Source organism: Ruegeria sp. BA2, assembly GCF_056539605.1.
Genome location: NZ_JBQFVE010000015.1, coordinates 72,528 through 86,994, shown reverse-complemented (window position 1 = coordinate 86,994; position 14,467 = coordinate 72,528). Strand labels below are relative to the sequence as shown.

Sequence of the window (14,467 nt, the reverse complement as noted above, 5' to 3'; positions counted from 1 at the left end):
TGTCATCCAACCAAATACGCGCGGCGGAACAGGGCTGCGCATGCGAGGATTGAGATTATCCGAATGGCGTGGGTAATAGCCTGCTGCGGCAGCAACGGTCCGATCAGATGCCCCAGCAGACTGCCAGCAACAGTGGCCGCGGCAAACGGCCAAAGCCATGGAGCGCTGGCAAAGGCCGCCCAGTCCGACAGGCAGTGCAACGCGAAGGCTGAACCATATGCGACGAGTGCCACAGGCTGTACCAATTTACGAGCTTCATGAGCGGTCCGGCCCGATGCCAAAAAGCCCAGAATCATCAAAGGACCTGGGGTTGCAGCCCATACTGTGGCAAGGCCGGACAGGCCCGACATCGCCTGAAAACCCCGAGGACCAACCCTGTTTTCATGCGGCACCACCGAGGTGGCGATACCGACAAGCAAAAGAACGCCCGTCAGAACCAACACCATGCGTTCGGACAGATAGGGGTAGATCAAGAGACCCAGAGCGATGCCCGCGAGGCAGCCAATCACCGCATTCTGGATCAGTTCGCTATTCTTCGACCACACCCGCCTATCTGATGCGACAAGCGATACAAGCGTGTTCAACATGAGCAAAACCGGAACAGCCGAGGTCGTCCCCAACAACACCATCATCAAAGGCGCTGCGACGATGCTGAACCCAATCCCGACTCCAACCTGAATCGCAGCGCCTGTCACAATGGCAAGCAGCAAGATCAGTAGGTCAGCAGGCACGTTTCGATCCATCGTTTCGCAGTTCATGCACGGAACTGTAACGCGCGCCGATCTTTATGAAAAATCATCTTATTGTATTTATTGATACGCCAGTGTTATCAAACGATATGCGTATTACTGCCCGACAGATTGAACTTTTCCAGGTGGCCTACCGACACCGGTCCACACGAAAGGCGGCAGATGCCCTGCACATATCTCAGCCCGCGATAAGCCGTGTCGTCGCTGAACTTGAAGCAGAAATGGGTGTGCCCCTATTCGACCGGTCAGGACGCAAGTTCGAACCGACCTCTGCGGCGCACAGTTTGCAGCAGGCGGTTCAAAAACACTATCAGGGTTTGGAACGTATCCAGGAGGCCGCAATCCAGATCGCCTCTGGCACAGGAGGACATTTGCGTGTGGCAACGGTCCCGGCGGTGGCCGATACCCGCGTTGCGGTTGCAGCCGGAAAACTCATGGCCGAACTCTCCGCCCTAAGGGTGGATGTCGATGTGCTCGACGAAAGGGCCGGGATGGCTGCGTTGCGAGAAGGCCGGGTGGATTGCGCAATTGTATCCTCTGACCCCGGCGACCTAAATCTAGCCTGTACCCGTCTGGCCGACCTGCAACCTGTCGTGATTGTTCCTCGCGATGATCCGCTGGCCGATGCACGCAAAGTCTCGGCTGCCGAGCTCGCGGAGGCTCCTCAAATCATGCTCACATCTCATAGTCCGTTTCGCCGTGCAGTCGAGATCATGTTCGACAGTTGTGAGGTTTCGTTTCAGGTCAGAGCCGAAGTCCAGACGCAATCCGCTTTGGTAAGCATGGTCGCCCAGGGCGCAGGCCGTGCAATTGTCGACAAGGACATTTTAGGTACTTCGAATGCAAATGATGTTTCTGCTGTGCCTTTGACATCAAACCTCAGTTGGCCAATCCGAATGATCACCTTCTCCGCATCAAATGACATTCCCGGCTTACAAAGATTTACGAATGAACTGGAAGAGTACCAAGGTCAGTCCTAGTTGTTTCACGAGTATGATACGGCCCAATACGGACCTTGGACCGATCTTCAAGATACTGCATACGAGCCCGCTTTCCGGACATTCGCGGCAGGAGCGAAAACTGCCGCCGCACCGAGGTCAGGATCGCAGGGACCAACCGACCGTTGATGTAGCACAAGCGAAAGTCCGCTCCGCCCATAAAGCTTAATGCAATCCAGCACCCGAAAGTGCTGCCGTCAGCGCATCCACTTCTTTCTGAACAGGATACGGGAACATGCGCTTTGAGTGGGCAAGGCCGTACTTGGGTGCAATTTCCTTGATCCTCGTGACCTCGTGCTTTGCGCCCTCGGTGTCACCGATCTCCCAAAGACCGCGCACCAGTTGGACCCGCGCCGGAACGAAACGAGGGACACGATCCAGCACAGATTGAAAGTGCCCTATGGCGCCCTCCTGCTCCCCCAACAAAAGGTGGCGATGGCCTTGTGGGAATTCCCAACTGGGCGGCAGAAAGCTGTCTTTCGAAAATACAGTCTCCAGAAGGGGTCCTGCGTCTTGCGGACGTGCGAGGCGGTTCATAGTCTCGCCGTAGGCCAGATAGACCTCGGGGTTATCTGGGTCGCGCGTCATGGCAGCGTCGAAGGCAGCGATGGTTTCCTCAGGTCGCTTAAGATACCCCAGCACCCATCCGAGACGCGCATATCCGAGTGCCGCATTATCGTCTCGCCTGATGGCTTCGCGCGCAAAACTCTCTGCTGCATCCAGAGTTTTATCACTGCCGGGCAATCCAAAGACATAGAGCGTCGTGCGGCAATAGGCCTGCTGCGCGTAGGCGTTGGCAAAATCAGGGTCCAGTTCAGTCGCCCTCGCAAAGTGCGAAAGTGCTTCGACAAAGGCCTGAGGTTCATAGCGAAAATATGCGTAACGACCTTTTTGATAGGCATCATATGCCTGTGAGCTGAGGGTGCCGCGCCGCTGTCTGGCAGGCCGGGTTTGATCAGGAGCAATCACGGCAAGCAACCGGTCTGTGATCAGATCATGACCCGCTAAAAGGCTTTCCTGAGACAGATCAAATCGCTCGGCCCAGATTTGCTGCTGACCAGTTCTATTCAAAATGGCTACGCTCACACGGTTGCGCGACCCACTTTCTCGGATGCTGCCATCAATGATGTGCGTAACGCCGTAGATGTCCGCCGGCACCGCATCTCCCAACGCTTGGATCGTGTTATAAGACAGCACTTTCAACGCATCGTGTCGCGACAGGCTGTGAATCAGATCTTCTGTCAGACCGTCTGCAAGATAATCGAGCGCGACGTGCTGTCCGATGGACCGGAAAGCACGAACAAGGACAGTTGGAAGCGGCTCCGATGCGTTTTCGGGATTTCTAGAAACGGCATCCGCGACAAAGCGAAATCCGCGTCCGTGGATCGTCTTGATGATACGGTCATCGCGGTCGGTGTCGCCAAGCGCAATCCGAACTGCTTTGATAGCCCCAGAAATCGCCCAGTCACTGATCGCTCGCCCTTGCCAGATCGCTTCAACCAGATCGTCCTTGGACACAACGCGGTTTCTGTGACGGATAAGGAAGATCAAAACGCGCAGGCTTTGCGGCTCAATCGCAACTGGGACTTCGGAATGCGTGAGCTCAAAGGTCGCTTCATCAAGCGCAAATGAACCAAAACTCCAAAATTGGGCGTCACGTCGGTTCAGAATGCATTCCTCCAAAAATCCTCCAGAAACCGCGGTTTATGAAGCTTACGCAGTGTCCAGTCCAAACATCTTCGGACATTGAACACTGAGGAGACAAACATGAAAACACTTATCACACTAGCTTTTATCACAGCGACATCCGCAGGGACCGCCATGGCAGAACGCATCAATGTGGCAAGCAACGCCAACGTTGCAACTTCGGTGGAGCGGTTGACAGAGGCCGTTGAAACCGCAGGCGCGCGGGTATTCAACACGATCGACTTTGCTGCTGGCAACGCGGCGGTCGGCAAAGACCTGCGTCCCACAACGGTCGTGATCTTCGGCAGCCCCAAAATCGAGGCTAGCGCTTTGCAAACAGGCCAAACTATGGCTCTGAACCTGCCGCTTCGGATATTGTTTTTTGAAGATGCCAACGGTCAAACTTGGGCGACCTATGATGACCCAACAGCCATCGCACCGTCCCATGGTCTTGCCTCAGATCATCCTGCCGTTTTGGCAATGAAGGGCGCGTTGGAGAAGTTCTCGGCTGCTGCAACTGGAGAATAGCAACACACCAAGCGGTGAAGCCTCCGCGCTTCACCACTCCGGCCATTCGAGAGCGCCGCAGAAATTGGAAGTCTGGGCTCGGAGCAGCCATCGATGGCAGCGCAGCATCGCCACGTCCAAGGCAGGGGCTGACTTCCAGGCCCGGCCCATAGCGGCCTTCAGCTGCCAAATCGGATGCTGCACTGCAGCTGCGTCAGAGTGGCCGTTTAAATACCTCCACATTGAGTAGGAGCGGGTCCGTCTTGATTAGGACTTGCGCCCGATAAGTTTCGGCTACATCCCAGAGAGCCCAGCATTGGTGTTCAATAGGAATTGGCGGAAAATTGGGCTGCTTGCCGCCCCAATGCCGCGGGCGTTTCCCCCTACCGCAGCAGCCTCCACGACCGGAGGAATTAATCCCCGCTTGTCCTGATTGATCAGGTAGCGACGAACCCTTGAAACAAGTTCTTCCCGCACGTCCGGCGGGAAGGCTCCATCGATGAAAATCGCCTCAAAGTCGATTACAGCGCAAATAGACAGCGCAGCCTTGGCCAGTTCCTGCGCGGTTGTGCCGATCCAAGGCTCAACATGGCGCCAGATGCTGCTCCAATCCTGCGGCTTTTTCCACAGTATCCCCGGATCGACACCCGCTTCGATTAATCGGTCCTCCAGCAGAAACAGCGAGGCGGTATCGATCAGTTGCTGGCTTTCACCCAAAGGACCCGTTGTGCGCATCGCGCCCAAGGCGCCGGCATTGCCCTGATTGCCTTCGAACACGGTGCCGTTCAACGCAACTCCGCCGCCGATCATCGAGCCAACGAAGAAGTAGAAATAATCGCGGTACTCGGCACCACGACCATAGAGGTGCTCTGCGTGGCATGCCGCTGTCGCGTCGTTAACCACAAAAACCGGCAGATCGCTGAACCTGGCAACTTCGGAGAAGAAATTCACGTTCCTCCAGGATCTGAATTTTTTAGCCGCAAGCCCGGATAGGTCGTGCCATTTCCAAAGTTCAAACGGTGTTCCGATCCCGATCCCGCAAACGCGGTCGCGAAGTATCTGAGGCTCCTGGGACAACAGTGTTTCCAGTTCCGCCTCCAGAAATCCAAAGATGACCTCAGGCAGCGGATAGTCATAAGTCGTGGAAAGTTGGCGGCGCGGCCTGCCCTTAAAGTCGATCAAAAGCAGATCGGTACTGCGCCGCCCGATCTTCATTCCAACCGACAAAATACCTTCCGGATTCAGTTCCATCGGGATTGAGGGTTTTCCCACTTTCCCGCGCAGTGGGGTCCCGCGCTTGAGAATCTCGTCTTTTTCAAGCTTGCGCAGAATGATGGAAACGGTCTGCGGAGACAATCCTGTAAGCCGTGCAATTTCGGCACCCGCGGCAGGTCCATGCCGTTGTAAAACTGTCAAAATCAGGCGTTCGTTGTGATCGCGAACACCGCTTTGGCTTACCCCGCCGGTTAGTATTTTCAACGCCTCTCTTTCCATGACACCAAACATAAACACCTTGTTTTGTTATGAAAAGATGTGTGGTTAAATTAATAAATAAACTTTATTTATTTATTGACATGGAGGCTAGAATCACGGTTTCTTGAATAGGACCTTCATTGGAGGATGGAGGCGCGTCCTGGCGCTATTCCGCGCGGGGCAACAACATTTTTCTGGGAGGACAATATGAGAAATCTACTCAAGCTCGCCGCATCCGCGACTGCGCTGACTTTGGCCGCCGCATCCGCACAAGCGGCTGGTGAAACCGTCTGCCTGATCACCAAGACCGACACCAACCCCTTCTTTGTCAAGATGAAGGAGGGTGCAACCGCCAAGGCAGAAGAGCTGGGCATGACGCTCAAGGCGTTTGCTGGCAAGGTTGATGGAGATCATGAAACTCAGGTCCAGGCCATTGAAACCTGCATTCTTGATGGCGCAAAAGGCATTCTGCTGACGGCATCTGATACCAGTTCGATCGTTCCTGCGGTTAAACAGGCGCGGGATGCGGGGCTTTTGGTCATTGCGCTGGACACGCCGCTTAGCCCGATTGACTCGGCGGACGCGACATTCGCGACAGACAATTACAAGGCGGGTCTGCTGATCGGTCAATGGGCCAAAGCCAAAATGGGCGACGCCGCAGCCGATGCCAAGATCGCGACTCTGGATCTGAACGTCAGCCAGCCGACAGTCGACGTCCTGCGTAATCAGGGTTTCCTCGACGGGTTCGGCGTGGACCTGGCGGACCCGAACGTCATCGGTGACGAAACTGATGCGCGTCTGGTCGGCAGTGACGTGACCGACGGCAACGAAGAAGGCGGCCGCCGCGCGATGGAAAACCTTCTGGCCAAGGATTCATCGATCAACGTTGTTCACACGATCAATGAACCGGCCGCTGCGGGTGCTTATGAGGCGCTGAAATCCATCGGGCGTGAAAACGACGTACTAATCGTTTCGGTCGACGGCGGGTGCCCCGGTGTCCAAAACGTCGAGGCCGGTGTGATCGGTGCAACAAGCCAGCAGTATCCGCTGTTGATGGCCTCGCTTGGAGTTGAGGCCGTGAAGAAATGGGCCGAAGAGGGCGTGAAGCCTGAAAACACGCCCGGGAAAGACTTCTACGACACGGGCGTTGCACTCATCACCGACCAACCGGTTGATGGGGTTGAATCGCTTTCGGTCGCAGAAGGCTTGAATCTCTGCTGGGGCTAAATGCAGCCCATTTAGGTGAGGCGCACCGCAGCGCCTCATCAATCCTTTCACCAGCAAACCGAAACTTCCTGTAAACTAAATTCGTGGACGTGATGCCAGCCACGAAAAAGGGGGAGATATGTCTGAAGCAAACCAAAACGCCCAGGAATTCGAAGCTGCCGCCAACGCGTCAGAAACCGTTGCGGAGTTTGAAGATCACCGGCGTGGTGTTCTGGGGAAGTTGCAGCATCTTCTCCACGTCAATCCATCCTTTGTGCCACTGATCGTTCTGGTTGGCGCGATCGTAATTTTCGGCTTGCTGCTGGGGTCCAAATTCTTCTCACCCTTTGCGATGACGCTGATCCTGCAGCAGGTTCAGATCGTGGGCATCGTGGCCGCAGCGCAAAGCCTTGTCATTCTGACCGCCGGTATCGACTTGAGCGTCGGAGCGATCATGGTGTTTTCATCCGTCATCATGGGTCAGTTCACCTTCCGATACGGCATCCCCGTGCCCATTGCGGTGATGTGCGGTCTGGCTATGGGAACGTTGATCGGGGCTCTCAACGGCTGGCTGGTCAGTCGAGTAAAGCTGCCGCCCTTTATTGTAACGCTCGGCATGTGGCAAATCGTTCTGGCGACAAACTTCCTGTATTCCGCCAACGAAACAATCCGCAGTCAGGATATCGAGGCCAACGCCCCGTTCCTGCAATTCTTTGGCACGAAATTCAGCGTTGGTGGCGCGACCTTTACGGTCGGCGTGATATTCATGCTCGTTCTGATTTTCGTGCTGGCGTACGCGCTCAAACACACGGCCTGGGGCCGTCATGTCTATGCGGTGGGGGATGACCCCGAGGCCGCCGAACTATCCGGTGTGAACGTCCACAGAACGCTGATGTCGGTTTACATGTTGTCTGGACTGATCTGTGCCTTTGCAGGCTGGGCCCTGATCGGGCGCATCGGGTCAGTTTCACCTACATCCGGTCAATTGGCCAATATCGAAAGCATCACTGCGGTCGTGATTGGCGGTATCTCACTGTTCGGTGGGCGTGGCTCCATTCTGGGGTCCCTATTTGGGGCACTGATCGTCGGCGTCTTTACTCTGGGGCTCAGGCTTCTGGGAGCGGACGCACAGTGGACCTTCCTGCTTATCGGGCTTCTCATCATCGCAGCGGTCGCAGTCGACCAGTGGATCAGAAAGGTATCGGGCTAATGACAGACACAACTCCAGTCGTCCAGGGTCGCGGGATCGTAAAGCGCTATGGCCACGTTACCGCCATCGACCATTCCGACTTTGAACTGCGCCAGGGGGAAATCCTGGCGGTGATCGGAGACAACGGCGCAGGCAAATCGTCCATCGTCAAGGCGATCTGCGGGGCAACAATCCCGGATGAGGGCGAGATCCTGATCGAAGGAAAAAAGGTCAATTTCACCTCTCCAATCGACGCCCGGAACATGGGTATCGAGATCGTCTATCAGCAGCTCGCCATGTCTCCTGCCTTATCGATTGCAGACAACATGTTCATGGGGCGCGAGATCCGCAAACAGGGTTTCATGGGCAAATACATGCGTAAACTTGATCGTCCAGCGATGGAGAAGTTCGCCCGTGAAAAACTGACCGAGCTTGGGCTGATGACTGTGCAGTCGATCAATCAGGCGGTTGAAACTCTCTCTGGTGGCCAACGCCAAGGTGTTGCCGTCGCCCGTGCCGCTGCCTTTGCAACCAAGTTTATCATCATGGACGAACCGACGGCTGCTTTAGGCGTAAAGGAAAGCCGCAAGGTACTTGAGCTGATCCAGGACGTGCGGGCGCGTGGCATTCCGATCATTTTGATCAGCCACAACATGCCGCATGTCTTCGAAGTCGCTGATCGCATCCATGTGCATCGGCTGGGCAAGCGTCTTTGTACGATTGATCCTAAGGACTATACGATGTCCGACGCGGTGGCCTTCATGACCGGAGCCAAAGAACCCCCAAAAGAGGACGCAGCGTGATCAAACAGGATGCAGAGCGGGTTTGCGAGCTGATCTTTTCTCGGAGGCAGGTTGGGGTTCGGGCGATTGTCGCAATCGCCGGCCCCCCTGCATCCGGAAAGTCGACCTTAGCGGAAGCCGTTGTTCAATCGCTGAACGCGCAACAGAGTTCGGCGGTTCCTTCAGCTACGCTTGTGCCTATGGATGGTTACCATTTGGATAATCGCGTGCTGGAAACGCGAGGCTTGCGGGCAAAAAAAGGCGCACCGGAAACCTTCGATGCAGTTGGGTTTTGTAAGGCGATTGGGGCGCTGCAATCAGCGCGATATGAATCCTTTCATCCCCAGTTCGACCGCCAAATGGACTTGGCCATCGCTAATGCGATTGCGGTTCACCCTGAAACTCCGACTGTGGTTGTAGAAGGTAACTATCTTTTGATGAAAAGCGACCCGTGGAGGACTTTGGAGGATATTTACGCTGCAACGGTCTTCGTCAGCCCCACATTGGAAGAACTCGAAAGCAGGTTGCAGCGCCGCTGGATCAAGCATGGGTTTGACCCGCAAACCGCGTTGCTACGCGCAAAAATGAACGATCTGCCCAACGCTGAACGTGTCATCCGTGAGAGCCGGAAAGCCGATCTTACACTTAGCCAGAACTACACCGAATTCGGGATGCGCTACGCATTCTGAATCTGCGCATTGGATTCAGCTAGCTCTTGATACAGCGCCTCTCGACAGCTTCAGGCGCAACCCAAGTCACCCCTTACGCAATGAGGAAACCTCATGAAATTCTTCGTGGACACCGCAGAAGTAAACGACATCAAAGACTTGATGGGCTTCGGATTATTGGATGGCGTGACCACCAATCCAAGCTTGATCGCCAAGTCTGGTCGCGATTTCAAAGAGGTCATTGCAGAAATTTGCACTCTGACGGATACGCCGGTATCGGCAGAGGTTGCAGCTTTGGATACCGCGGGAATGATCGCAGAGGGAGAGCACCTCGCGGCGATCGCAGACAACGTCGTTGTCAAACTGCCGCTTACTTTGGATGGCCTCAGGGCCTGTGCTCATTTCAAAAGTGAAGGTATCAGAACAAACGTCACACTGTGCTTTTCACCCAATCAAGCTCTCTTGGCGGCAAAGGCTGGCGCTACCTATGTATCTCCGTTCATTGGCAGATTGGATGACATCAATCTGGACGGGGTCAATTTGATCCGTGATATCCGTAGCATTTACGACAACTATAGTATTGAAACTGAAATCATTGCGGCATCCGTTAGAAGCCCCAATCATATTACAAAGGTGGCATTGGCTGGATCAGATATAGCCACAATCCCCCCATCCGTTGTACGGAAATTGGTCATGCATCCATTGACCGATATCGGCATCGAGAAGTTTCTCAATGATTGGAACTCAACTGGGCAATCGATCCTTTGATGGATTGCCAACTTGACTGGGAGGGGACGACCTGCACCAAATATTTTACGGCTGCGAGGCAAGGCTGCATTTCGAGGAGTTAAGAACTCGAGTAGAATTTTTCTGTTTTGTATAGCAAGTCGAACTTTTTGGGAAATTGTCGGAACTCCTCTTAGTGGTGGCATGAACCCGGCCCAATCCGGACCTTCACCACATGAACTCCATGCCGCCGTGCGGCCCGCTAATCCGGACGTTCGCTGCGCGGGCAAAATCAGCCGCTGAACGAAATCGCGGATTGCGGACTTTGCGGCCATCCGCGTTTTTGGTCCGGAGGACAGCAGTCAGCTCAAAGCGGACCTTCCAATCCAAGCATGATGACTTCCGAGATGCGGACCAAACCGTTATTCGCTTTCGTCCGCGCAATGCCTGCATCCGGTAGCGATATTCTCTGAGGAAAGGCTCAACTATTTGGGAAATAGCAAGGTAGCTACAAGTCTTACGCCCCAACCGTCAGGTTCACTATCTGGTCCGCCGGCCCAGTAGCGTACTCCTCCGCCTACGCTGATAAGTTGATCCCCGAGTTGGGCAACTTTGGTGACAACACCGTTGATCGGCACAGACCATTGATCGTTTTCCCAGTCGTAGGTGGACTCAGTGTTTAAAGTGAACGTCCACGCGTTCGAATTTGTGTAGGAAATAAATGGCTGTAAGAACGTTTGGTTGATGTCGGTATCACCATCGATGTCCCAGATGTGATTTGTCAGGCCACCATATGTCCAGGGACCCTGTTGTTTGAGTGCCACACCGGTAACTCCAGCACCCCACTCTCCGAGACCTAAGCTGTTGTCTGTCGACGTTGGCAGCAGAAAAACGGGCCCAGCCCCCCAGATCCAACCGCCAGCGCTCGGCATTTTGGGCGAAAGAAAAAAACTTTGAACAGTATCTCCTAGCCCAGTCTCGGATCCAGAACCCGGTAGGCCACCGTCTATGGATGCAATGGGAAGAATTGTTCGCGATATGAGGTTCCAATCGTCCGTGAGATCAAAGGGAACAACCGGTTGTACGTTCAATATCCAGCGCGAACCATTTCTGTCGGCACCTAAATTCTGATCATAGTTCAGCTGGAATGGCACGCTAATGAGAGCGGCCACGGGGTTAGCAAGTTGCTTTGCCAGTTCTTCTTCCTGGGACTCTGCCCACGCAGTACCAAAAAGGGCACCAACCCCGGCAAGTATGGAGCAGCGTAGCAACCATAGTTTCATAGGCGGTCTCCTTTCAGCTGGCCGTTCTCTCATGGGTGGCTTGCACTTGAGATCGCCAGATTGGCAATGACGTCAATGGCCCACTCACAGTCCGCCGCCGCCGAACCGTATGAAATTGCCCAGCACGGTTGACTTATAGCCAAAATACTTGGTCGAAATTGGCTTTCAGACTGTCCCCGTAAGCGTGTCCGAAAGCACATCCTCGGAGAGCGCCCCCGGTGCGCCTATAGCGACAAGCCTTGTTTCGGGTTTGCGGTCACCCCAAGCACCATCCCGTGCGATGTCCATACGTTTTCCAACCACCTGAACAAGAATGCGATGATCTGGATCCTCCTCACTAAAAACAAAACCCTTGAGACGATAAACGTCGCCCGGAAGCTTCCGAATTGCGTTCCGGAGAGAAGATAAGTTTATGGGGCGTTCAGCTTTCATCATAGTTGTTGAGAAGCTGTCCGAGTGATCAGAGTGATGACAACCACAATCTGGTCCATGTTCATGGTGATCAGGTATTTCGGTTTCGAGTTGTTCGGCGGCAAAGCGACCAACTGAAAGAAGTATATCCAGCGGGACATCCGCGTTGACAGCTTCGACCAGACGATACCGACGGAAGCGAGACCCGAGCCAATCATGCACCTTCTGAACTGTGGCCCTGTCGACAAGATCAACCTTGTTCAGAATTACCATGTCCGAAAATGCAATTTGACGGAGCTTCAGTTCCATTTGTTCCGGCGCGGCAAATAACTGTTCCGCATCGACAAGACACATGAGGCTGTCTAAGCGGATCATGTCCCGGAACCGTTGATCCGTAAACGTCATCGCGATTGACGATGGGTCCGACACGCCGCTTGCTTCAAGGACGATGTATTCCGGTTTCTCAGGCCGGGCGAGAACGGCTTCCACTGTTTCGATCAGGTCATCTCGTATTGAGCAGCAAACGCAACCATTCGCTAAACTCATCACATCATCTTCAAGGCCAACAACGAGATCAGCGTCGACGTTGATGGATCCAAAGTCGTTCACCAGAACCGCAACCCGCAGCCCGTGATTGCCTGTCAGGATACGGTTCAAAAGGGTTGTCTTACCGGCCCCAAGAAAGCCGGTAAGGATTGTAACAGGGATTGCGGATGTCGAACCGAATTCGATCATGCCGTTACTCCGCTTTTTTCTTGCGGTTCGGGATGACGTCATCAACCTTGATGACGAAGTCGCTGGGCCACTCAGGATCGGGGGCTCGGAATACGTCAGCTGGATAGTATTCTTTAGGATCGATCTCCATATCGCGGTATTTCTGGTCCTGCTGTTCAGCACGTGATGATCGCGGTGCTGGCGGCTTGATTTCATCAGGCAACGTGATCCTGCCTTCTGCTTCCATCTTGCCCAATTCGCGGAACGGTGCGACCGAGCCGGATTTGCCTGGAAGTGTCGCCTTCCGATACCAGATTGCATCCTTGGTAACGTTGACTACTGCAACATCCAAACCCCAGGCAAACAGCCCGTCATAATGGGCTCGGATTCCCGCCAGCATCTCGGCATCGATATCCTCGTCTTGCGTATAGTGAGTCACCATTGCAATCCGGGGGCGCGCCTCAGCCATCATCTTACCAACCGCATAGTGCGAAGTATGGTGCGTATCGATTGTATAGTTGAACAGCTCTTGTGGCAGACCATATTTGTAGGTCATCAACTGACCGATATCCTGACCAGACATTTCGGTGACAAACACGTCTACGCCTTTGCCATACTCAAGGCTCAGTTCATCGGGGCGGCCATCGCCAGTCCAAACAAAGCTTAGGCCGTTCCAATCCAGACGATAGCCGACCGCACCGTCCTTGGCATGGCTGCGTGGCCAGGACCGAACCGTGACACCGTCTTCGTCATAGACAATGCCGCCTTCCTGACGGAAATCGAATTCATTGACTTCGATCTCGTAACCGTCCCCGATTGGGAAGACGTCGAAAGCCTCCAAATGCCACTTAAGCATCTGCTGCATGCCTTTGACCATTCCGGCTGTGCCAAGCTCGGGCGTCCGACCAGAGGGGCCGTGTATGCGCAGTGGTGTGTACCCTCCGGACCACGCACGGAACGGGTAGATGTAAGGAATATCGGCGTAGTGATCGACGTGCAGGTGCGTGATGAAAATGTCATTGATCAACTGACCCGGAACCTGCATCCCGATGATGTTTCGAACGCAGCCCGATCCGAAATCGAAAAAGAACCGTTTTCCATTACCCAATTCAACCATGATACAGGTCCCCGCCTGATCTTCACGGGGTGGAAATGGCGTTGAGCCACAGAATGAAATCCGCATCTCGTCAGGCCCAAGGTCCTCGGAAAGTGGGAAATAGTTCGCGTTCGAGCCTGTCATGTATTTCGTAGGACGGAAGTACTCCGGTAAAGTGATGCCTCCGGCAGGTCTGCCCCCGTACGGGTTCTTCAGGCTTTCGCCTGGTGGTCCATCGGAAGGGTGCGCCTGAGCAGCTCCTGAACCGTAGCTAACGGCACCTGTTGCGACCGCACCTGCTGCCAGTCCCTGCATAACGTGCCGCCGGGAAGGGTTTTCTATGTCGTCGGATTGCTGGTTCGGCTCGTTCTTAAGATCTTTGCCGTTGTCTTCTTTTGTCATAGCTATGCCCTCAATTGGAATTGCTGCGCGGATTGCGCTCCACCATCTGGCGGAGCTCGTTGATGAGTTCAGATTTGATGTGGGCCCATTCGGCGCGCTCTGAGGCCGTGATCGATGCGTCTTTCGAAAACGCAGATGCTTTCTTCAGATCTTCGATGATCTCGCCGAGTAGCGCGTCCGATTCGATGCACCTCGACAGCACATCGGAAAGTTCTGGAATTTCTTCAATCAGGTCTACCGTCATTGGAAAAAATCCGACGCCCACTACCTATTCTCAAATCAAGATGAGTGCGGTTGACCGCACAGGCCAAGTGAGTCACCGTGAGTTGGGGGTGAGTTGACATTGAACAAATCCAACGATTTGACAATAAATCAACATGTTGAGCAGCCTTCTCCGAAGCTCGTCCGAGAAGCTCTGAGTCGAATTGTATCAAGCGACGGGTTTCAAGCTTCACCCCGACTCACGCAATTTCTTACCTACATAGTCGAGGAATCCCTATCGGGTCGAAGCACTCAGATTCGAGGCAAAGCTATCGCTGTTGAGGTCTATGGGCGGCGCATAGATGGTACTGGTGGT

Annotated in this window: 14 protein-coding genes; 7 read left to right on the top strand and 7 right to left on the bottom strand. The window is 54.3% G+C overall.

Going from position 1 to position 14,467, the window contains the following annotated elements; translation table 11 throughout:
- Positions 1-2 precede the first annotated feature (2 nt).
- The gene (locus ACR0NN_RS21920; RefSeq protein WP_170726444.1) at positions 3-758 is read right to left on the bottom strand and encodes a TSUP family transporter; all 756 of its coding nucleotides are present in this window, start codon (positions 756-758) and stop codon (positions 3-5) included.
- A gap of 80 nt (positions 759-838) precedes the next feature.
- Here ACR0NN_RS21920 and ACR0NN_RS21915 point away from each other — a divergent pair, with 80 nt between their 5' ends.
- Positions 839-1,729, top strand: a complete 891-nt coding sequence (locus ACR0NN_RS21915) for a LysR family transcriptional regulator (protein WP_170726449.1) — start codon at positions 839-841, stop codon at positions 1,727-1,729.
- 183 nt (positions 1,730-1,912) lie between these two features.
- On the opposite strand, the gene ACR0NN_RS21910 is transcribed toward ACR0NN_RS21915, so the two are convergent.
- Positions 1,913-3,430 carry a winged helix-turn-helix domain-containing protein gene (locus ACR0NN_RS21910; RefSeq protein WP_170726457.1) on the bottom strand — a complete coding sequence of 506 codons (1,518 nt, stop codon included), beginning with the start codon at positions 3,428-3,430 and terminating at the stop codon, positions 1,913-1,915.
- A gap of 84 nt (positions 3,431-3,514) precedes the next feature.
- Here ACR0NN_RS21910 and ACR0NN_RS21905 point away from each other — a divergent pair, with 84 nt between their 5' ends.
- Positions 3,515-3,961, top strand: a complete 447-nt coding sequence (locus ACR0NN_RS21905; RefSeq protein WP_170726460.1) for a DUF302 domain-containing protein — start codon at positions 3,515-3,517, stop codon at positions 3,959-3,961.
- Positions 3,962-4,234: 273 nt separating this feature from the next.
- On the opposite strand, the gene ACR0NN_RS21900 is transcribed toward ACR0NN_RS21905, so the two are convergent.
- On the bottom strand, positions 4,235-5,434 hold the full coding sequence (locus ACR0NN_RS21900; RefSeq protein ID WP_480685562.1) for an ROK family transcriptional regulator: 1,200 nt from the start codon (positions 5,432-5,434) through the stop codon (positions 4,235-4,237).
- A gap of 186 nt (positions 5,435-5,620) precedes the next feature.
- On the opposite strand from ACR0NN_RS21900, the gene ACR0NN_RS21895 reads away from it, so the two are divergent.
- The 5 genes from ACR0NN_RS21895 to fsa all read left to right on the top strand — a co-directional run bounded on the left by ACR0NN_RS21895 (position 5,621) and on the right by fsa (position 10,026).
- The gene (locus tag ACR0NN_RS21895; RefSeq protein ID WP_170710128.1) at positions 5,621-6,640 is read left to right on the top strand and encodes a sugar ABC transporter substrate-binding protein; all 1,020 of its coding nucleotides are present in this window, start codon (positions 5,621-5,623) and stop codon (positions 6,638-6,640) included.
- 118 nt (positions 6,641-6,758) lie between these two features.
- Positions 6,759-7,829, top strand: coding sequence for an ABC transporter permease (locus ACR0NN_RS21890; protein ID WP_170726464.1), 1,071 nt, complete (start codon positions 6,759-6,761; stop codon positions 7,827-7,829).
- Positions 7,829-8,611, top strand: coding sequence for an ATP-binding cassette domain-containing protein (locus ACR0NN_RS21885; protein WP_170726467.1), 783 nt, complete (start codon positions 7,829-7,831; stop codon positions 8,609-8,611). Before ACR0NN_RS21890 ends, ACR0NN_RS21885 begins: the two co-directional genes overlap by 1 nt.
- Positions 8,608-9,279 carry a nucleoside/nucleotide kinase family protein gene (locus ACR0NN_RS21880; RefSeq protein ID WP_480685558.1) on the top strand — a complete coding sequence of 224 codons (672 nt, stop codon included), beginning with the start codon at positions 8,608-8,610 and terminating at the stop codon, positions 9,277-9,279. The genes ACR0NN_RS21885 and ACR0NN_RS21880 overlap by 4 nt, the downstream gene beginning before the upstream one ends.
- Before the next feature lie 93 nt (positions 9,280-9,372).
- Complete coding sequence (gene fsa / locus ACR0NN_RS21875; RefSeq protein ID WP_170726470.1) at positions 9,373-10,026, top strand: fructose-6-phosphate aldolase; 654 nt, start codon at positions 9,373-9,375, stop codon at positions 10,024-10,026.
- A 443-nt stretch (positions 10,027-10,469) separates the two neighbouring features.
- On the opposite strand, the gene ACR0NN_RS21870 is transcribed toward fsa, so the two are convergent.
- The 4 genes from ACR0NN_RS21870 to ACR0NN_RS21855 form a co-directional block, all read right to left on the bottom strand.
- Positions 10,470-11,267 (bottom strand): transporter family protein, encoded by a 798-nt coding sequence (locus ACR0NN_RS21870; RefSeq protein WP_170726472.1) that lies wholly within the window; start codon positions 11,265-11,267, stop codon positions 10,470-10,472.
- Between the two features lie 165 nt (positions 11,268-11,432).
- Positions 11,433-12,413 (bottom strand): CobW family GTP-binding protein, encoded by a 981-nt coding sequence (locus ACR0NN_RS21865; RefSeq protein WP_170417158.1) that lies wholly within the window; start codon positions 12,411-12,413, stop codon positions 11,433-11,435.
- Between the two features lie 4 nt (positions 12,414-12,417).
- Positions 12,418-13,890: a guanitoxin biosynthesis MBL fold metallo-hydrolase GntH gene (gene gntH, locus ACR0NN_RS21860; protein ID WP_170417157.1), complete on the bottom strand. Its 1,473-nt coding sequence runs from the start codon at positions 13,888-13,890 to the stop codon at positions 12,418-12,420.
- 10 nt (positions 13,891-13,900) lie between these two features.
- Complete coding sequence (locus ACR0NN_RS21855) at positions 13,901-14,134, bottom strand: hypothetical protein (protein ID WP_170417155.1); 234 nt, start codon at positions 14,132-14,134, stop codon at positions 13,901-13,903.
- Between the last annotated feature and the right edge of the window lie 333 nt (positions 14,135-14,467).

Coding starts and splice junctions, on each gene's coding strand:
- ACR0NN_RS21920 (WP_170726444.1), bottom strand. CDS start 758: ATGAACTGCGAAACGATGGATCGAAACGTGCCTGCTGACCTACTGATC.
- ACR0NN_RS21915 (WP_170726449.1), top strand. CDS start 839: ATGCGTATTACTGCCCGACAGATTGAACTTTTCCAGGTGGCCTACCGA.
- ACR0NN_RS21905 (WP_170726460.1), top strand. CDS start 3,515: ATGAAAACACTTATCACACTAGCTTTTATCACAGCGACATCCGCAGGG.
- ACR0NN_RS21900 (WP_480685562.1), bottom strand. CDS start 5,434: ATGGAAAGAGAGGCGTTGAAAATACTAACCGGCGGGGTAAGCCAAAGC.
- ACR0NN_RS21895 (WP_170710128.1), top strand. CDS start 5,621: ATGAGAAATCTACTCAAGCTCGCCGCATCCGCGACTGCGCTGACTTTG.
- ACR0NN_RS21890 (WP_170726464.1), top strand. CDS start 6,759: ATGTCTGAAGCAAACCAAAACGCCCAGGAATTCGAAGCTGCCGCCAAC.
- ACR0NN_RS21885 (WP_170726467.1), top strand. CDS start 7,829: ATGACAGACACAACTCCAGTCGTCCAGGGTCGCGGGATCGTAAAGCGC.
- fsa (WP_170726470.1), top strand. CDS start 9,373: ATGAAATTCTTCGTGGACACCGCAGAAGTAAACGACATCAAAGACTTG.
- ACR0NN_RS21870 (WP_170726472.1), bottom strand. CDS start 11,267: ATGAAACTATGGTTGCTACGCTGCTCCATACTTGCCGGGGTTGGTGCC.
- ACR0NN_RS21865 (WP_170417158.1), bottom strand. CDS start 12,413: ATGATCGAATTCGGTTCGACATCCGCAATCCCTGTTACAATCCTTACC.
- gntH (WP_170417157.1), bottom strand. CDS start 13,890: ATGACAAAAGAAGACAACGGCAAAGATCTTAAGAACGAGCCGAACCAG.
- ACR0NN_RS21855 (WP_170417155.1), bottom strand. CDS start 14,134: ATGACGGTAGACCTGATTGAAGAAATTCCAGAACTTTCCGATGTGCTG.